At 59.2% G+C, this 18,029-nt stretch carries 21 protein-coding genes; 9 read left to right on the top strand and 12 right to left on the bottom strand.

Annotation, left to right across the window (positions count from 1 at the left end):
• The first annotated feature begins 26 nt into the window (after nt 1–26).
• Nucleotides 27–398 (top strand): hypothetical protein, encoded by a 372-nt coding sequence (locus DBR16_RS12890; protein WP_109261637.1) that lies wholly within the window; start codon nt 27–29, stop codon nt 396–398.
• Here the strand turns inward: DBR16_RS12890 and DBR16_RS12885 are convergent, their stop codons facing one another.
• The 6 genes from DBR16_RS12885 to DBR16_RS12860 all read right to left on the bottom strand — a co-directional run bounded on the left by DBR16_RS12885 (nt 399) and on the right by DBR16_RS12860 (nt 6,273).
• Nucleotides 399–1,271, bottom strand: coding sequence for a ParB/RepB/Spo0J family partition protein (locus tag DBR16_RS12885; protein ID WP_109261636.1), 873 nt, complete (start codon nt 1,269–1,271; stop codon nt 399–401).
• Complete coding sequence (locus tag DBR16_RS12880) at nt 1,268–2,110, bottom strand: ParA family protein (RefSeq protein ID WP_109261635.1); 843 nt, start codon at nt 2,108–2,110, stop codon at nt 1,268–1,270. Before DBR16_RS12880 ends, DBR16_RS12885 begins: the two co-directional genes overlap by 4 nt.
• Nucleotides 2,103–2,753, bottom strand: a complete 651-nt coding sequence (gene rsmG / locus DBR16_RS12875) for a 16S rRNA (guanine(527)-N(7))-methyltransferase RsmG (protein ID WP_109261634.1) — start codon at nt 2,751–2,753, stop codon at nt 2,103–2,105. Before rsmG ends, DBR16_RS12880 begins: the two co-directional genes overlap by 8 nt.
• A 1-nt stretch (nt 2,754) precedes the next feature.
• Nucleotides 2,755–4,617: a tRNA uridine-5-carboxymethylaminomethyl(34) synthesis enzyme MnmG gene (gene mnmG / locus DBR16_RS12870; RefSeq protein WP_109261633.1), complete on the bottom strand. Its 1,863-nt coding sequence runs from the start codon at nt 4,615–4,617 to the stop codon at nt 2,755–2,757.
• 88 nt (nt 4,618–4,705) lie between these two features.
• Nucleotides 4,706–6,031: a tRNA uridine-5-carboxymethylaminomethyl(34) synthesis GTPase MnmE gene (gene mnmE, locus DBR16_RS12865; protein WP_109261632.1), complete on the bottom strand. Its 1,326-nt coding sequence runs from the start codon at nt 6,029–6,031 to the stop codon at nt 4,706–4,708.
• A gap of 5 nt (nt 6,032–6,036) precedes the next feature.
• Nucleotides 6,037–6,273, bottom strand: coding sequence for a DUF6489 family protein (locus DBR16_RS12860; protein ID WP_109261631.1), 237 nt, complete (start codon nt 6,271–6,273; stop codon nt 6,037–6,039).
• A gap of 83 nt (nt 6,274–6,356) precedes the next feature.
• Between DBR16_RS12860 and DBR16_RS12855 the strand changes: the two genes are divergently transcribed.
• Nucleotides 6,357–7,055 (top strand): dienelactone hydrolase family protein, encoded by a 699-nt coding sequence (locus DBR16_RS12855; RefSeq protein ID WP_109261630.1) that lies wholly within the window; start codon nt 6,357–6,359, stop codon nt 7,053–7,055.
• A gap of 12 nt (nt 7,056–7,067) precedes the next feature.
• Nucleotides 7,068–7,904 (top strand): glycerophosphodiester phosphodiesterase family protein, encoded by an 837-nt coding sequence (locus DBR16_RS12850; RefSeq protein ID WP_109261629.1) that lies wholly within the window; start codon nt 7,068–7,070, stop codon nt 7,902–7,904.
• Here the strand turns inward: DBR16_RS12850 and DBR16_RS12845 are convergent.
• From DBR16_RS12845 to hemE, 5 genes are all read right to left on the bottom strand, one after another.
• On the bottom strand, nt 7,901–8,527 hold the full coding sequence (locus DBR16_RS12845; RefSeq protein WP_109261628.1) for a glutathione S-transferase family protein: 627 nt from the start codon (nt 8,525–8,527) through the stop codon (nt 7,901–7,903). The genes DBR16_RS12850 and DBR16_RS12845 overlap by 4 nt on opposite strands.
• 7 nt (nt 8,528–8,534) lie before the next feature.
• Nucleotides 8,535–9,812, bottom strand: coding sequence for a transcription termination factor Rho (rho, locus tag DBR16_RS12840; RefSeq protein WP_407657726.1), 1,278 nt, complete (start codon nt 9,810–9,812; stop codon nt 8,535–8,537).
• 312 nt (nt 9,813–10,124) lie between these two features.
• Nucleotides 10,125–10,589: a CopD family protein gene (locus DBR16_RS12835; RefSeq protein WP_109261626.1), complete on the bottom strand. Its 465-nt coding sequence runs from the start codon at nt 10,587–10,589 to the stop codon at nt 10,125–10,127.
• On the bottom strand, nt 10,582–11,619 hold the full coding sequence (gene hemH / locus DBR16_RS12830) for a ferrochelatase (RefSeq protein ID WP_109261625.1): 1,038 nt from the start codon (nt 11,617–11,619) through the stop codon (nt 10,582–10,584). The genes DBR16_RS12835 and hemH overlap by 8 nt, the downstream gene beginning before the upstream one ends.
• 2 nt (nt 11,620–11,621) lie before the next feature.
• A complete protein-coding gene (gene hemE / locus DBR16_RS12825; protein ID WP_407657720.1) occupies nt 11,622–12,665 on the bottom strand; it encodes a uroporphyrinogen decarboxylase in 1,044 nt (347 codons plus the stop codon).
• Nucleotides 12,666–13,097: 432 nt separating this feature from the next.
• Here hemE and DBR16_RS12820 point away from each other — a divergent pair, with 432 nt between their 5' ends.
• From DBR16_RS12820 to dnaQ, 5 genes are read left to right on the top strand one after another with little or no spacing between them, the layout of a single operon-like run.
• Nucleotides 13,098–13,934, top strand: coding sequence for a pyruvate, water dikinase regulatory protein (locus DBR16_RS12820; protein ID WP_109261623.1), 837 nt, complete (start codon nt 13,098–13,100; stop codon nt 13,932–13,934).
• Entirely contained in the window at nt 13,931–14,518 is a 588-nt protein-coding gene (locus DBR16_RS12815) for a nucleoside triphosphate pyrophosphatase (protein ID WP_109261622.1), read from the top strand. The genes DBR16_RS12820 and DBR16_RS12815 overlap by 4 nt, the downstream gene beginning before the upstream one ends.
• Nucleotides 14,515–15,345, top strand: coding sequence for a shikimate dehydrogenase family protein (locus tag DBR16_RS12810; protein ID WP_109261621.1), 831 nt, complete (start codon nt 14,515–14,517; stop codon nt 15,343–15,345). Before DBR16_RS12815 ends, DBR16_RS12810 begins: the two co-directional genes overlap by 4 nt.
• Nucleotides 15,342–15,956: a dephospho-CoA kinase gene (gene coaE / locus DBR16_RS12805; protein WP_109261620.1), complete on the top strand. Its 615-nt coding sequence runs from the start codon at nt 15,342–15,344 to the stop codon at nt 15,954–15,956. The genes DBR16_RS12810 and coaE overlap by 4 nt, the downstream gene beginning before the upstream one ends.
• Nucleotides 15,957–15,959: 3 nt before the next feature.
• A complete protein-coding gene (dnaQ, locus tag DBR16_RS12800; RefSeq protein WP_109261619.1) occupies nt 15,960–16,652 on the top strand; it encodes a DNA polymerase III subunit epsilon in 693 nt (230 codons plus the stop codon).
• Nucleotides 16,653–16,661: 9 nt separating this feature from the next.
• Here dnaQ and secB read toward each other — a convergent pair whose 3' ends face one another.
• The gene (gene secB, locus DBR16_RS12795; protein WP_109261618.1) at nt 16,662–17,180 is read right to left on the bottom strand and encodes a protein-export chaperone SecB; all 519 of its coding nucleotides are present in this window, start codon (nt 17,178–17,180) and stop codon (nt 16,662–16,664) included.
• Nucleotides 17,181–17,351: 171 nt separating this feature from the next.
• On the opposite strand from secB, the gene DBR16_RS12790 reads away from it, so the two are divergent.
• Nucleotides 17,352–17,954, top strand: a complete 603-nt coding sequence (locus DBR16_RS12790; protein ID WP_109261617.1) for a Tim44/TimA family putative adaptor protein — start codon at nt 17,352–17,354, stop codon at nt 17,952–17,954.
• The last annotated feature ends 75 nt before the right edge of the window (nt 17,955–18,029 follow it).

The following is an 18,029-nucleotide window of genomic DNA, read 5'->3' as shown; positions in this document are numbered from 1 at the left end:
GTCTGGCTGTGATCAGGGAGGCCGATATGAGATTTGTCCGCCGCGTCTTTGCCGCCATCGTTTCGATTGGCCTGTTTGTCTTCCTGACCTATGTGTTCACCCTGTTCATGCACCCGCAGGGGCGTAATGGATGGGTCGCTGCTCTTATCTTTATCGGAGTATCAGCGATTGGATGCGTGCTGCTCTATGCTTGGATGGCCAGGCCGGGGCGCAAGATCCGGCTGGATCCGGGGCTGGATGACCGGGATGCCGGATCGCTGGGGCTGGGACTGACCGGGCTCGGGGCTGCCGATCGCCGCCGGCGCGAGGATGCTGATCCGGACGATTTCGGCGGACGCCGCCGTCAGGACCGCGATAATGGCGACGATGCCGATGATGATCTGACCGGGCTGAACTGATCAGCCCGCATTCAGGCGGCGGCAGATATCATCGAGCTGTTCCAGCCGCGAATAGCTGATGGTGACGCGACCCGCTTCACCCTTGCCATGATCAATTTCGACTGTGAGGCCAAGCCGATGGGACAGATCCTGTTCCAGTGCGCGTGTATCCGCGTCCTTTGCAGATGACACGGCTTTGGTTTCCGGTGCCTTTTTGTCCTGCGGCGCTTTCATGAGATTTTCGGCCTGGCGCACGCTGAGGCCCTGGCTTACGATATTGTCGGCGAGGACTTCGGGGTTCGGCGCAGTGGCGATCGCCCGCGCGTGGCCCATGGTCAGGCGGCCTGAGGCCAGGTGCTCCAGCACGCTGGCGGGAAGAGCCAGAAGGCGCATCATATTGGCGATGTGGCTGCGGCTCTTGCCGACGGCGCGGGCAATTTCATCCTGTGTGTGCTCGAAGCGGTCGACGAGCTGCTTGTAGGCCCGCGCCTCCTCCACGGGGTTGAGGTCGGCCCGCTGGACATTCTCGACAATGGCGATTTCCAGCGTTTCGCGATCAGTAAGATCACGGACAAGCACGGGAATTTCGTGCAGACGCGCCAGTTGTGCCGCGCGCCAGCGGCGTTCGCCCGCCACAATCTGATAGCCGACGCCTGTGGGGGCAGGACGGACAAGGACCGGCTGCAACAGGCCTTTTTCCGCTATGGAGGCGGCCAGCGATTTGAGATCGTCTTCGGAAAATGTGCGGCGCGGCTGATCCGGGTTGGCGCTGATCTCCTCAATGGGAAGCATTTGAGCCGATTTCGAGCCGGCCGCGGGGGCATCGGCCAAATCGCCATCATTCAGAAGCGCGGAAAGGCCGCGGCCGAGACCGCGTGTGCGTTCAGCAGTCATGCCGGAACTCTTTCGTTTTCAATACTTTGACGTTTTTCTTGCTGGACGATTTCTTTTGCAAGCGCGATATAGGCCTGACTGCCGGAGCAGTTGAGATCATAGAGCAGGGCCGGCTTGCCGAAGGAGGGCGCCTCCGAGACCCGGACATTGCGCGGAATGCGGGTCTTGTAGACCTGATCCCCGAAATGTTCGCGCACATCGGCCTCGACCTGACCGGAGAGATTGTTGCGGCTGTCGAACATGGTCAGAACGACGCCCTGGACGGCGAGCCGTGGATTGAGGTTGGTGCGGACGAGATCAATGGTGCGCATCAACTGGCTGAGACCCTCGAGCGCAAAGAATTCGCACTGTAACGGCACCAGCACAGAGTCAGCAGATGTCAATGCATTGACCGTCAACAGATTGAGCGAGGGCGGGCAGTCAATCAGGACATAATCGCAATGCTGACTTGCATCGCTCAGGCGTTTGCGGAGCCGGTCGATGGCATGCCGCATGCGGTACGACCGGCGCGGTGCCGAAGCGAGCTCCAGTTCGGCCCCGGACAGATCCGGGTCGGAGGGGGCCAGCGACAGGCCGGGGACGAGCGTATCGACCAGGGCCCGCTCCAGTGGCTGCTCTCCCACCAGCACATCATAGGTCGTGATCTTGCGGTCAGCTGGCGGTACGCCGAGACCTGTGGAGGCATTGCCCTGCGGGTCTATATCCAGAATCACGACCTGCTTGCCGATCGCGGCCAGCGCCGTTCCCAGATTGATCGTTGTGGTGGTCTTGCCGACCCCGCCTTTCTGATTAGCGATGGCGATCACTTTGGGCGCTTTGACGCGGTGAAGCTCAGGCATGCCGGTTTCCCTTCTTCGGCCGGAGGGAGGAAATATGGAGTATGACTCCTTCCTCACTGGTTTGACTTGGCCGAACATCTGCGTCGAAGGTCCAGTATTTATTGGCATCCGTCAATTCCTGACGGTAGCGCTGCCCCTTGGGAAAGAGGCAGATTCCGCCGGTTTTCAACAGTGGATAGGCATACCAGAGCAATTTATCGAGTGCAGCGACGGCGCGGGCCGTAATGACATCGAATTTTTCCGTCTGATCCAAGGCTTCAACACGGCAGTTTTCCATGCGGGCCGGCGCGCCCGTGGCATCGATCGTGGCCTGAACGAATCGCGCCTTCTTGCCGACCGATTCGACCATGACCAGTTTGGATGCCGTCAGGCCGCGGTCTTTCATCGCCAGCGCCAGTGCCAGGCCGGGGATGCCTGCGCCCGCCCCAAGGTCGAGCCAGCACAGCCCGTCCTGCGGGGCGTGATCGATGAGCTGGAAACCGTCGAGGGCATGACGTTTCCAGAAATCGTCCATGGTCGAGCGCCCGACCAGATTGGTGGCCGTGTTGGCCTCGGCCAGCATGTCATGCCAGATGGTGAAGGCCGCGAGTGTTTCACGTGAAACACCGGTGGCTTTCCGGAACTCTTCTGGCCCGAACCCCATGCTAGCCGGCCCGCCGGGCAGATTTGATATGGGCCAGGATCGCGGTGACCGCGCCCGGCGTGACACCTTCAATGCGGCTTGCCTGGCCAAGTGTGGCCGGGCGGGCAGCTTTCAGCTTTTCCCGGGCTTCCGAAGACAGACCGCCGATCAGATCGAAATCGATGCCGGCCGGCAGGGTGATGGCTTCGTCGCGCCGGAAGGCCAGTATGTCGGCATCCTGCCGCTGCAGGTAATTCGCGTAGATGGCCTCGATGGCCAATTGCTCTCCGATCCCCGGGTCAACTTCAGACAGCTCCGGAAAGGCGGTCACGATCTGCGGCCAGCCGACCTCCGGATAGCTGAGCAATTCCCTGGCCGTCCGCCGGCGTCCGTCCTGATTGACGGCAATGCCCACGGATCCGGCTTCTTTCGGTGTCAGTGAGAGTCGGCTGATCACGTCCCGTCCGGCGTCCAGACGGGATGCCTTGCGCGCATAGCGCTGCGTGCGCTCGGGGGACACACCTCCGAGGCTGATGGCAAGAGGAGTCAAGCGCTGATCCGCATTGTCTGCGCGCAGGGACAATCGGTATTCAGCCCGGCTGGTGAACATGCGATAAGGCTCACTGACACCTCGAGTCACGAGGTCATCGATCAACACGCCGATATAGGCGTCAGACCGACTCAGAATGACGGGATCTTCCTGATGTGCGGCGCGCGCTGCATTGAGGCCGGCCATCAAACCCTGGGCGGCCGCTTCCTCATATCCGGTCGTGCCATTGATCTGGCCGGCGAGATACAGGCCGGGGGCCGCGCGGACCTGGAGGTCCGCCGTCAATTCGCGCGGATCGACATAGTCATATTCAATGGCATAGCCATAGCGCGCGACCTCGACAGTCTCCAAACCGGGAATGGTACGCAGGAATTGCAATTGCACGTCATCGGGCAAAGAGGTCGATATGCCATTGGGATAGACCAGATCTGTGTCCAGCCCCTCCGGTTCGAGGAAAATCTGGTGACTGTCCTTGTCGGCGAAGCGATGGATCTTGTCTTCTATGGACGGGCAATAACGGGGGCCCCGGCCTGAAATGCCACCGCTATAGACGGCGGACTGATCCAGGTTTTCGGCAATAATGCGGTGGGTTTCCGGTGTCGTGTGGGTAATACCGCATTCGATCTGTGGGACCGAAATCCGGTCCGTCAGAAAGGAGAAGGGCAAAGGGGTTTCGTCCGCCGGCTGGCGTTCCAGTGCTGACCAGTTGATGGTCGACCCCTTGAGCCGGGCAGGTGTTCCCGTTTTCAAACGGCCCATCCGGAAACCCAGCCCGTAGAGCCGGTCGGACAGGCCGATGGCCGGCTTTTCCCCGAAGCGGCCCGCCGGTGTGCGTTCCAGTCCGCGATGGATAACGCCTTTGAGGAAGGTGCCAGTGGTCAGAACCACGGCCTGACAGGGCCAGCGCCGGCCATCCGCAGCGATCACGCCCGTCACCCGGCCGCTGTCCTCAACCATCAGATCCTCGATGGCGGCCGCCTCAATGGTCAGGCCGGGTGTTGCCGCGAGCTCGGCCTGCATGGCTTCCCGATAGAGCCGCCGGTCAGACTGGGTGCGGGGGCCGCGTACAGCCGGACCCTTGGAGCGGTTCAACAGGCGGAACTGGATGCCGGAGGCATCTGCGATCCGGCCCATAATGCCGTCCATGGCGTCGATTTCGCGGACCAGATGCCCCTTGCCGAGACCGCCAATCGCCGGATTGCAGGACATTTCGCCGATTGTCCCGGGATTGTGGGTGAGCAGGAGCGTGCGCGCGCCCAAGCGTGCGCTCGCCGCTGCCGCTTCGCAGCCGGCATGGCCACCACCAATAATGATGACGTCCCATTTCGAGGTCATCGCATCAACTCCATCAGGGGCGCGCTATGTAATGTCTCCGCACGCCGGAGTCGAGGGGAGGGGGCCGTGTTCCACGTGGAACACAAAGCTATTTTCCGACACAGAAGCGGGAAAAGACCTCGCCCAGCACATCCTCGATATCCACCCGCCCGGTCAGGCTCTCCAGGGACCACGTGGCCAGGCGCAAATCCTCACCCGCAAGTTCAGGCTGATCCAGCGAGTCCGCCGCCCGCGTCAACGCCGCAAACGCCTGCTCCACATTCCGGCGGTGGCGGGCGCGGGAAAGGGCCGGCATCTCCCGCCGCCCGAGACGTTGCGTCACTTCTGACTCAAGCCAGCGCTCAATGTCCGGAATCCCCTCGCCCTCCGTGATCGCAGCGTGAATCACCGCCACACCAGAGTCAGGGAGAGTCAGTCTGCAGTCCAGATCCGACTTGTTCACCACCAAAAGATGGGATTTCTCCAAGACTCGAGTCATCTCCTGATTCCAGACAACACTTCCATCCAGCACACCCACCACCAAATCCGCAGAGTCAGCACGAGTCAGCGCACGCTTTATCCCTTCTTGCTCAACAATGTCCTGAGCCGACCTCAGTCCCGCCGTGTCAGCAAGAGTCACCGCAAAACCCCCCAGAATTGTGCGGACCTCGACAATGTCCCGCGTGGTGCCGGGAATATCGGTCACAATGGCCGCCTCCCGCCCGGCCATTGCGTTCAACAGGCTCGACTTGCCGGCATTGGGCGGGCCGATAATGGCGATGTTGAAACCGTCGCGGATTTTCTCGCCGCGATGATTGTCGTCCAGATGACGCGCCATCTGATCCTGAAGGGACTGGATCGCCGTTCGGGCCGTCTGTGCCAGATGATCCGGCACACCTTCCTCGTCGGGAAAGTCGATCTCGCCCTCGATGGCGGCCATGATCGACACCAGTCGGGCGCGCCAGTCCTCGTAAAGTGATTTGAGCGCACCGGTCATCTGCGCCAGCGCCTGTTCGCGCTGGGCCGATGTCTCGGCGTCGACCAGATCAGCCAGCCCTTCCGCTTCGGTGAGGTCCAGCTTGCCATGCTCGAAGGCGCGGCGGGTGAATTCTCCCGCTTCGGCCGGCCGGCCTCCCAGCTCAAGCAGGCGATCCAGCAAAGCCTCGATGATCGCCGGGCCGCCATGAATCTGGAATTCGGCACAATCCTCACCGGTAAAGCTGGCCGGGCCGGGGAAGAACAGGATCAAGCCCTGATCAATGGCCTGTCCGCCGGCATCACGGATCAAGCGCAGGGCCGCTTTTCGCGGTTCCGGACGCTGTCCGCCGAGCGTCGAATCGAGAATTTCCACTGTCAGCGGACCGGAAAGGCGGATCACGGCCACGCCCGAGCGTCCCGGCGGCGTGGCCAGGGCAAATATGGTATCGGGTGACATGAGCGCTATTCTTTGGGTGTCTGTCCGGCCTGGCGCATCAATGTCATGAACTGATCCTGCATCTGGCCGCCGAAGCTCATCCAGTTCTTCATCAACACATCCGGTTCGAGCGAGGACATATTGTCCTTCATGCGTCTGGACATTTCCTTGACCATCGCCTCATTCAGCGGCGTAACGTCGGGAAGGCCGAAAAAGGCACGAGCCTCGGCCGGTGTACAATCGATATCAATCTTGACCTTCATGGACGGCTTCCCTTGTTGTCGGCGCTCAAGCTTATATCCTCTCAACCGGCACGCTGCAAAAAGCAAATCGAGGGAGAGACCTCATGGCATCCGAAATGATCACGATCCACAGCCCTGATGGCGAATTCCAAGCCTATCGCGCCGCCCCGAAGGGCGGCAAAGGCCCCGCGATTATCGTCATTCAGGAAATCTTCGGCATCAATCAGGTGATGCGCGATATCTGCGATGATCTAGCGGATCAGGGATATGTCGCCATCTGCCCGGATCTTTTCTGGCGAATCGAGCCGGGCATAGACATTACCGACCAGACCAAGGAAGAATGGGATAAAGCCTTTGAATTGTTCGGTAAATTTGATCCAGATGCCGGGGTCAAAGACATTGCGGAAACCCTTGATCTGGCCCGCCGCGATCCGGCCGCCAATGGCAAGGTGGGCGCGATTGGATACTGCCTTGGCGGTTTGCTGGCCTATCTCACGGCCTGCCGCACGGACGCAGATGCCTGCGTTGGCTATTATGGCGTCAAAATTCCGGAGTATCTGGAGGAGGCCGGAAATATTTCCGGGCATCTGATGCTGCATGTCGCGGGCAAGGATGAATTTGTGGATTCCAAAGCCCAAAAAGCGATGCATGACGGGCTGGACGATAATCCGCATGTCACACTTCATGACTATCCGGACAATGATCACGCCTTTGCCCGGCAGGGCGGCGCACATTTTGATGCAAAGGCGGCCGATCTGGCCAATACACGCACCCGCGCCTTCCTGCAGGCGCATCTCGGATAGGACGGGCGCACCATGTTTCCCGGCGTTTCACTGATTTTTCTGAGCTTGCAAATCACGCCGGGCCTCTTGCCCGTCAGCGGCCTGCTTGATTGCGCGCGCGAGGCCGATGTGACTCTGGTGGCCGTCCATCGGGCGGGAGGATTCGCACCGGGAATTGCGGAGAATTCCCTGTCCGGTTTGCGCCGGGCCGCAGAGCTGGGCGCGGCTTTTGCCGAAATCGACCTTCGTGAAACCGCGGATGGTGAAATTATCCTGATGCATGACGCGACACTGGACCGGACGACGACCGCAAGCGGGGCGGTCGCGGAGCAGACGCTGGAAGATTTGCAGGCGCATTACCTGGTCGATTCAGAAGGCCACAGGACGGCCGATCGCATCCCGACGCTGGCAGAGGCTTTCGAAATTGCCCGCGAGACCGGACTCTATCTCGAGCTCGACCTGAAAGGCCTCTCTCCCGCCCGTATTGCCGAACTCGCACTTGCAGAGGGAATGGCAGGCCAGAGCCTGATCATCATTTATGATGTTGATGAGGCGGGCGCGATCCAGGCCGTTTCAACCGATATCGGCATTTCCCTGCCATTCACGGACCGCGACATTGTACTCAACAGCGAGCTGCAGTTTTCATCCCTGCTGGCCTGGGCCGGGCGGGGTGTTCCCGACGCACGCACCGAAGCCTTCCTGACCGGGCAGGGAATCGAAACCGCCATCCATGATTTCCCTGCAGAAGCCGACGGCTCGATCGATTACGCCTTCATCGACGCGCAACATGTTGAATTGCTGGCATCCGACGATCCGGAAGCGGCCGTGCGTGCATTCGGACGATGGGATTCCTATTGCCGCGCCGATTAATCGGCGGTGGCGCGTTTCCAGCTATCCAGCGCCGTTACGCGTTTGAAATAGGCTTTGAGTTCGTCCGGCACGTCATCGAACTGCTTCACAAGTTTCACCAGAAGCAACATGTAGACAATCGACATGTCGGCCAATGTCAGACGGCCGCCCGCAATCCATTCGCGGCCCTCAAGGCCGCGGCTTGCTATGACGCTGGCCTGCTTGTCGAACTCATATCTGGCCCAGCGCGCCAGATCCGGATTGCGCTTGTCTTCGGGTAACAGCATTGTGTGGGCCAGCATCAGGCTGTTCGCCATGACCATGCTGGCCTCCCCGAAATGCAGCCATTCCAGATAGCGGGCATAATCCGGCTCATCCGGCGTCACAACCAGATCCGTCGGACCGTATTTCCCAGCGAGATACTGCATCATCGCCAGCGATTCCAGCATCAGCGTGCTGCCATCCCGCATGGCCGGGATTTTCTGCAGCGGGTTGATCTCCCTGAACGCATCGCCGCCGACATTTCCGTGCTTGAAGTCCGGGCGCTCCAGCCGGTAGGGAAGGCCCATTTCCTCCATCACCCAACGCGGCCGGATGGCCCGCGTCAGAGGTGCGTAATAGAGCGTGATATCTGGTGCCGGCATGATCAGCCTATGTATTCATGGAGTCGAAGAACTCCGAATTGGTCTTTGTTTCCTTCAGCTTGGACAGAAGGAAATCGATCGCATCCTGGGCGCCCATCGGGTTGAGGATGCGGCGCAGAACATAGGTTTTCTGAAGATCGACCTTGTCAACGAGCAGCTCTTCCTTGCGGGTGCCGGATTTGAGAATGTCGATGGCCGGGAAAACGCGCTTGTCAGCAACCTTGCGGTCGAGAACGATTTCCGAATTGCCCGTCCCCTTGAATTCCTCGAAAATCACCTCGTCCATGCGCGAGCCGGTATCGATCAGGGCCGTGGCGATGATGGAGAGCGAGCCGCCATGCTCGATATTCCGGGCGGCACCGAAGAAACGTTTCGGTCGCTGCAGGGCATTGGCGTCGACACCGCCGGTCAGAACCTTGCCGGATGAGGGAACCACCGTGTTGTAGGCGCGGCCGAGACGGGTGATGGAATCGAGCAGGATGACCACATCGCGGCCATGTTCGACCAGGCGCTTGGCCTTTTCGATCACCATGTCGGCCACCTGCACGTGGCGCGTCGCCGGTTCATCAAAAGTCGAGGAGACGACCTCGCCTTTCACGGTGCGCTGCATGTCGGTCACTTCCTCGGGCCGCTCGTCGATCAAAAGCACGATGAGATAACAGTCCGGGTGATTGGTCTCGATGGCATTGGCGATGTTCTGTAGAATCATCGTCTTGCCCGTCCGCGGCGGCGCCACAATCAGGGCCCGCTGGCCCTTGCCGATCGGGGCCACAATATCGATCACGCGGCCGGTCCGGTCCTTCTTGGTGGGGTCCGGCAGTTCCAGATTGAAGCGCTCTTCAGGATAAAGCGGCGTCAAATTGTCAAAATGGATCTTGTGACGCGCAGCTTCCGGATCAGAAAAATTGATGAGGCTGATCTTGAGCAGCGCGAAATAGCGTTCGCCACGCCGCGGCGCGCGGATCTCGCCTTCAACGGTGTCTCCGGTGCGCAGGCCGAATTTCTTGATCTGGTTCGGCGAGACATAGATGTCGTCCGGCCCGGCCAGATAATTGGCTTCCGGCGATCGCAGAAAACCGAAACCGTCCTGGAGAATTTCAAGAGTCCCGCCACCGGAAATCTCGACACCGCGCTCAGCCACTTCTTTCAGGACCGCAAACATGATGCCCTGTTTGCGCATGGTTGCCGCATTCTCGATGTCGAGGGCCTCGGCGATTTCCAGCAATTCCGTGGGCTTTTTCTCCTTCAATTCCTGAAGGGTCATGCGGGTCATGCCGGCCAGCATGTCCGGCAAGGTTTTCGGTTCTGCCTCGGACTCATCCAGATCGGAATCGTTCTCGTTATCGAGATCGTCGTCATCAGATTCCATATCGTCATTATAATCAGACATCGGGACTCACTTGTGTCGAAAAGGGGGAGGTATGTTTCAATCTGGCCTGTTTATCGGACGGATTCCGCCACGCAGCGGAACAGTCAAAAACGGGTGTGTCAGGGTCTCCGGGTTCGCCGCTGGTCTGGCGCACACCGGGAAAGGAATTTCGCGGTCGCGAAACTTTCCTGACGACTGACACAGGCGGGGTTCGGCGTCAAGCCGGAACTAGCGCAGAGCGACCGTCGCAATCAGAACAGTGATAATGGCCAGAATCGCAGGCAATTCATTGTAAATGCGGTATTTCCGCTGGGGCCAGTTATTGGTGCCGGCTTCAAAGTGCTTTTTCCGGATTGCAAAGATGTGATGCAGACCTGTCATCAGGGAGATGGCTGCGAATTTCACGGCCCAATCCCATTGCAAAAAGACAGACCAGCCACCAGAGCGCTCGGCATTCGACCAGATCAGTAACAGGCCAAAAATCCAGGCCGCAATCATGGCCGGATTCATTATGAATTTCAGGAGGCGGTGTTCCTGAAGTCTGAGGACCTCGTCGAGCTCCCCCCCCGGTATTGCCGTACAATGATAGACGAACAGGCGCGGCAGGTAGAGCAGGCCCGCCATCCAGGCAATGACCGCCAGGATGTGCAAACCGCGCAGCCAGTCATAGGCGGCGATCACGACTTCAGACATGTCCGCTCACATGATTGGGGCATTTGGAAAAACCTGCCGGGCAAAGCCGTTTGCCGCAAGGCGGTTTCAGACCTGCGGGACCGTTCAGTGCCTCCAGTGTCAACTGCGCCAGGGTCTCGATATAGCCTTCATGAATGCCCAGTGCAGGCACCCGCAAATAGGTTCCGATTCCTTCTTCAGCAGCCAGTTCACCATATTCATCATCCAGCTCGACCAGCGTCTCGATATGTTCCGAAACAAAGGCAATCGGGGTGAGCAGGATGGCTTTTCCGTCGCGGGCGGCCTGACTGATTGCGTCTTCAGTGGACGGGCCGATCCATTTCAGCGGACCAACCCGGGACTGATAGCAGATTTGCCAGTCGGGCAATTCCGGCAGCGCTTGCGCAACAGACGCCGCGGTCTGCTCGATCTGCCATTGATAGGGATCGCCCTGTTTGACGGTCCGCTCCGGCAGGCCATGTGCAGAAAACAGCAGACGTATATTGTCCGGCGCTCCGGCCGCGGTCCACTTGTCGCGGATCAGATCAGCATGGGCCTTGATAAAATCCGGGTGGCCGGGATAACAACAGACAATCCGGGCTTCGCCACCACCGGCTTGCTGCCATCCGGTCAAGGACGAACCCGTCGTCGAGGTTGAATACTGCGGATAGAGCGGCAGAAGCACGATTTCATCGGCACCCCAATCTTTCACCGCACTGACGGCTTCTTCCACAAAGGGATGCCAGTAACGCATGGCGATAAAGGTCTTGAACTCGTCGCCCGTATTTTCGGCCTTCAGCCGGCCAATCAGGGCCTTGGCCTGTTTTTGCGATTCCGGCAGGAGGGGAGATCCTCCGCCCATCAGCTCGTAATTCTTCCGGGCCGATGGTGCCCGCATTGTGGAAATAAACCAGGCCAGCGCTTCGCGGACCGGCCCGGGTGCGCCGATAATGGCAGGATCACGGAAAAGATTGCGCAAAAAGGGCTTCACATCATCCGGACCGTCCGGTCCACCGAGATTGAACAATACGATCGCAATCTTGCGCGCCATGCCTATTCGCCTCTGATTTTCCGCACCAGTTGCTCGACATGCGCAACCGGAACATCCGGTGTTATGCCATGGCCCAGATTGAATATATGCGGCCGGCCCCGGAAAGCGGAAATGATCCGATCAATTTCAGCGTCAAGCGCTTCCCCCCCGGCGCGAAGCGCGGCAGGGTCCAGTTGTCCCTGCAGCGGCATGCGCTCCGGCAGATTATCCAAGGCCCATTGCGTATTGAGACCGTGATCAAGCGCCAGGGCGGTCACACCACTACGCTCTGCATAGCCGATATAGTTCGGCCCGGCCCCTTTCGGAAAGCCGATAACCGGACAGGTAATCCCGGCTGCCCGGAGGCCATCAACAATGCGGCGTGTCGGACGGATGACCATGTCCTCGAACATGGGCGGCGGCAGCCCTTCCGCCCAGCTATCGAAGAGTTTCAGCACTTCGGCCCCGGCTCTGGCCTGCATCACCAGATAGCGGATTGTGGCGTCGGCGATCAGGTCAAGCAGACGCGCCATGGCCTGAGGATATTGCCAATACATCCGCCGTGCATTCCAGCGGTCTTTTGATCCGCCGCCTTCGATCATGTAGGTCGCGACCGTCCAGGGCGAGCCGGCAAATCCGATCAATGCCGTCTCTGCCGGAAGTGCGACCGAGAGATTGGCGACGGTCTGACCGACCGGTCCGAGTATGGCCTCGACATCACCGATCTCTAGGCCGGCAATGTCGTCTGCTGACAATGGATCAAGCTTCGGGCCTTCACCGGTCTCGAACCAGACCTTGCGGCCCAAAGTCATTGGGATCAAAAGAATATCGGCAAACAAGATTGCCGCATCAAAGTTAAAGCGGCGGATGGGCTGCAAGGTGACTTCTGTTGCCTTATCCGGCGTCAGGCAGAAGTCGATGAAACTCTTCGCACCGGACCGGACTTCCCGGTATTCCGGCAAGTAGCGCCCGGCCTGTCTCATCAGCCATACCGGCGGCTGATCGAGCGCTTCTCCGTTCAGAACTTTCAGAATGCTTTTGGTCATGACCGGAGGGTTAGGGGGCAATATGCCGGAAGGCAATCCGCGTTAATCACTTCTCCCCCTTTCTTACAGAATCTTGTTTTATTGATTGTGAGAGTCGTTGGTGTGTGGGTTGTGTGGGGAAGTGACTTTTCCCCGGAATTCACGCAATTCCTGACTGTTTATTAAAATCAGAATGGTCTTCTGTTTACAAAACAGGAAAACCTTAATTCTTTCTTTTATTCAATATGTTAATTTATATTGTAGCGGGATTACGTGTGGATAAAAAGCCTGTGGATGTCAATTTCGGTATCTGCCGGCCATTTGTCCACACATCAGGTCCGCTGTGAATTCGGAATGGACAAGACGGGCGGCTTTCCCCGATGATCGGGGATGAGACAAATTCGCCCGTGAGGGTGTTAACGAGTCCCTGACTTGTTAACACTTCATTAACCCCCGTCCGGACCGATAGCGCGCATGCCCAAGTCCAAATCTGCTCCCCGCAGTTTTCATGTTCATCTGGTATCGGATTCAACCGGCGAAACGCTGGGAGAAGTGATGCGCGCCTCGGTGGCGCAGTTTGAAGATGTGGAACTGATCGAGCATCTTTACGCGCTCGTCCGCTCGCCGCGTCAGTTGGACCGGGCCCTGGAGGAGATCGAACGGGCCCCCGGTGTTGTCATGTACACCATTGTTTCTGCCGACATGCGCCGGCGGCTGGAAGATCATTGCCAGAAGATCGGTGTGCCTGCGATTGCGATCCTGGATCCGATCATCGCCACGCTGTCGGGATATCTGGCGATGCCGCCCTCCAGCCGTGCCGGGGCCCAGCACGATCTGGATGCCCAGTATTATGAGCGGATTGAAGCGCTCAATTATGCGATCATGCATGATGATGGACAGGGCGGAAATCTTGAAGGTGCCGATGTCGTGCTCCTGGGTGTCAGCCGGACGTCGAAAACGCCAACCTGCATCTATCTTGCGCATCGGGGCGTCAAGGCGGCCAATATTCCGCTGGTGCGGGGCGCGATGGAACCGGCCGGCATTGAAAATCTCAAAAACCCGCTGATCGTCGGTCTGACCGCCTCTCCGGAAAGGATTGTCCAGATCCGCCGTAACCGGCTGTTATCGCTGAATGAAGGCCGGGATACCGAATATGTGGATGATACATCGGTAAAGGATGAAATCATTACCGCCAAGCGACTGTACGCCCGCCATGGCTGGCCCACCATTGATGTGACGCGCCGCTCGGTCGAGGAGACCGCCGCAAAAATCCTCAATCTCATCAATGACCGCAAGGCGAAAGCGTCATGACCCGTCTGATTCTGGCCTCCGGCAGCGCGATTCGCCGCCAGATCCTGGAAGACGCAGGCGTGGCGTTCGAGGTCCAGACATCGGGTATCGATGAGAATGCCATCAAGGCGGAATGGACCGGCAAAAACCCGTCCGGACTGGCGGTCAAACTGGCGGAAGCCAAGGCAAAAGTGGTGCAAGCCGGAGAGGAGACTCTGGTTCTGGGCGCAGACCAGATCCTCGGCCTCGACGGGCAGATGTATGACAAGGCTCGGTCGAAGGATGAAGCAAGGGCGCGGTTGCAGACGCTGCGCGGCAAAACCCATATCCTCCATTCGGGGCTGGTGGCGATCCGCAAGGGTGAAACCATCTGGACTCATACCGAGGACAGCCATCTGAGCGTCAGGGATTTTTCCGACGCTTTCCTAGACCACTATATGGAAACAGCCGGGGATGAATTGACGGCCAGTGTCGGAGCCTATGCGTTTGAAGGCCTTGGCGCACAACTTTTCGAGAAAATCGAAGGCGACTATTACGCCATACTCGGTCTGCCGCTCCTGCCGGTACTGGCGCTGCTGCGCAATGAAGGCGTCATTCCGGCATGATCACCGGGCACACACGGATCGCCGGGGTGATCGGCGCACCGGTGACACACTCCCTGTCGCCGATCCTGATGAATAGCTGGATCGAGGCGGCCGGAATCAATGGGGCCTATGTGCCGTTCGCGGCCAATCCGGACCTGTCAGCAAAGGATCTTCGCGCCCTCGGTAAATCCGGTATTGCCGGGCTGAATGTGACCCTGCCCTTCAAGACGATAGCGGCTGAATGCGCTGACCAGCGGTCTGAAGCCGTGATCAAAACCGGCGCAGCCAATCTTCTGCTTTTCGGGGCGGAGGGGATCGAGGCCCGGAATACAGATATTGACGGCATCCACTCTGCCCTTGCCGGTGCCGGGCAGGCTTTCAGCCAACGCTCGGTATTGATCCTGGGCGCAGGGGGTGTGGCGCGCGCGGTCTGCGCCGCTGCCCGGCAAGGCGAGGCGGCGCAGATTTTTGTCGCCAATCGCACACGCTCCAGAGCCGATGAGCTTGCCAAAACCTTCAATGGCGAAAGCCTGGAGCCGGACAATATCGAAGATGCGCTGCATTCAGCCGATATCATCGTCAATGCCACGAGTCTTGGCCTGGACGGCCAAACCGGCCCGTCCATTGACTGGACGATCTGCAAACCCGGAGCGATTGCTTTTGATACCCTGTACACTCCGGCCCGCCGTCCTTTCATGGAGGGCGCAAAAGCGGCCGGTTTGACCCTGATTGACGGCCTTTCCATGCTGATCGGGCAAGCCCGGCCCTCCTTCGAAGCCCTTTTTGGTGTTGCGGTGCCCGAAACCGTCGAGGCTGACGCATTGCTCAGGAAGGCGCTGGCGCCATGAGTGTCTACAAGCTCGGACTGACCGGATCCATTGGCATGGGAAAATCGACAACGGCCAACATGTTCCGCGATTCCGGGATCCCGGTGTTTGATTCCGATGCGGCCGTGCACGCCCTCTATGCCAGAGGCGGGGAAGCCGTCCCGCTCATCGAGGCCGCCTTTCCCGGAAGTATCGAAGATGGCGAAGTTTCCCGCGCGAAGCTCTCGGCGGCATTGGCGGAGGATGTTTCCGGCTTCGACCGCCTGAATGCCATTGTTCATCCGCTGGTGGCGGCAAAGCGTCGGGATTTTCTGGAAGCCGCCCGGCAAGCGGGGGCGCCCATCGTGGTCCTTGATATTCCGCTGCTGTTCGAAACCGGCGCAGAAACAAGTGTGGACGGCATACTGGTGGTCACCGCCCCGGAAGCGGTCCAGCGCGAGCGGGTTATGGCACGGGAGGGAATGACAGAGGCCAAATTCCAACAAATCCTGTCGCGGCAGGTTCCGGATGCGGAAAAACGCAAACGCGCCGATTTCCTGATCGACACCTCTCTGGGCTTTGAAGCAGCAAGGAAATCTGTGGAAGAGCTGATCGCCGGTTTGAAGGCCGCGTCAAATCAGTCCATACATTAATGTATGCGTGAAATCGTCTTTGATACCGAAACCACTGGTCTGGACCCGCGTACAGGGGACCGGATTACAGAGATGGGTTGTGTTGAAGTCGAGGATTTCATCCCCACGGGCCGGACCTGGCATTCCTATGTCAATCCGCAACGCAGTGTTCCGGCGAAAGCCACGGAAATCACCGGACTGACGGCGGAGTTTCTGGCCGACAAACCTCTCTTTGCAGATGTCGCCGATGCCTTTCTGGAATTTGTCGGCGACGCCAATGTGGTGGCGCATAATGCGCCTTTCGACCGTGGTTTCATCAATATGGAGCTGGAGCGCGCCGGCAAACCTGTCATCGCCAATGAGCGCTGGATCGATACCGTTGTCATGGCGCGCAAGATGTTTCCCGGTGCGCATGCCTCACTGGACGCGCTCTGCAAGCGTTTCGGAGTGTCTCTGGAAACCCGCGACAAGCACGGCGCCATCATTGACGCCCTGTTGCTGGCAGATGTCTATCTCGAGCTGAATGGTGGCCGTGAACGTGCGCTGGATCTGTCCGGGGACGCGGGTGAAACGGGCGGCACCGTTGTTTTTCCGGCGCGTCCGGCACGCTCGCAACCGCTTGCCTCGCGGCTGACGGAAGCCGAAGCTGCCGCCCATCTGACATTTGTCGAGACGCTGGGCGAGCGCCCGGTCTGGAAAAAGACCGGGCTGCTCTGATCCGTTCAATTACTGGACCGGCGCGTCGCCATTTGCTGGCGTATTGCCGGTGGCGGCCTGTTGTTTGGCCAGTTGCTGGCGGTAAAGCCCGGCAAAATCGATTGGCTCCAGCATCAAGGGCGGGAAACCGCCATCGCGGGTCGCATCCGCAAACACGCGGCGGGCATAAGGGAAGATCAGCCGCGGGCACTCCACCAGCAACATCGGCTGACGCGACACGTCATCGAAGTTCAGGAGATCAAACAGGCCGCAATAGGTCAGCTCGCAGATGAAGGTGGTTTCCTCGCCACGCGTGGCCCGGGCCGACATGATGATCGCGACTTCATAGGCGTTGCCTTCCAGCGCCTTGGCCTGAACGTCGATATTCAGGTCAATATTCGGTTGCGCCTGATTGGCCCGCAGCGTGGCCGGTGCGCCGGGATTCTCGAATGACAAATCCTTGATATATTGCGCCAGGATCCGCATTTGCGGCATGTTTTGTTGGTCATTCTGTGGCGGGGTTGCGCCAGTTTCCGGCGTATCAGCCATGATCGTTTCTCCAGCCCGTAAGCGAAGGCCCGGCCTGTCCGGGCTATTGAGGGAAGGCGCGCGGGTAACATGTGCGCGCCATGGGAGCAAGACAGTGGCTGCGGGCTGACTCCCGGACCGCTCCGGCCTATGTTAGGCACCAAGACCAAATTGATGGAGCCATATTCCTGAATGGAACTGATTACTCTCCTTATAGCCGCAGGCGCGGCCGCCTTTTTCGGCTATCGCCTGTTCATGGTTCTGGGCCGCAAGACCGGGCATACACCGGATCTGCGCCCGGTGACGCCCGCACAGGACGAAAAACCGAAATCGGCAGAAATCTCACCCGCCATGGCGGATGGCGAAACCGGGTCCAAATGGGTTGTCGACATGGATCCGGCGCTGTTTCTGGACGGGGCCAGGAAAGCCTATGCGCTTGTGGTTGAAGGCTTTGCCAAGGGCGACCGCGACGCGCTGCGGCCGCTTCTGACCCCAAAAGTCTATAGCCGGTATGAGAAAGCCATTTCCGATCGTGAAAGCCGGGATCAGACGACCGTAACCGAAATTGACCGTATTGCGGAATCGGAGATCCTCGAAAGCCAGCAAGACGGGCAGCTTTTCTCTGTGAAAGTGCGGTTCAAGGCCGACATCTCAACGGAAACGAAAGACAAGGACGGGCAACGTGTCTCGGGCGATCTCACCCGGCTGAATACGGTTGAGGAAATCTGGACCTTTGAAAAGGATGCTGGCAGCCGTGACCCGAACTGGAAGCTGGCGGGCGTCAGGACCGCTTAGCACACTCGCATTCTCACTTCTGCTTCTGTCGTGTACGCGCCAGGATGGACCGCCTCCGGAGCCTCTGCCAGAGCC

The sequence above is a fragment of the Hyphobacterium indicum genome (genome assembly GCF_003129605.1).
GTDB classification, from domain to species: domain Bacteria; phylum Pseudomonadota; class Alphaproteobacteria; order Caulobacterales; family Maricaulaceae; genus Hyphobacterium; species Hyphobacterium indicum.
Note: the sequence above shows the minus strand (reverse complement) of the source record. Positions and strands in the feature narration are given on the sequence as shown.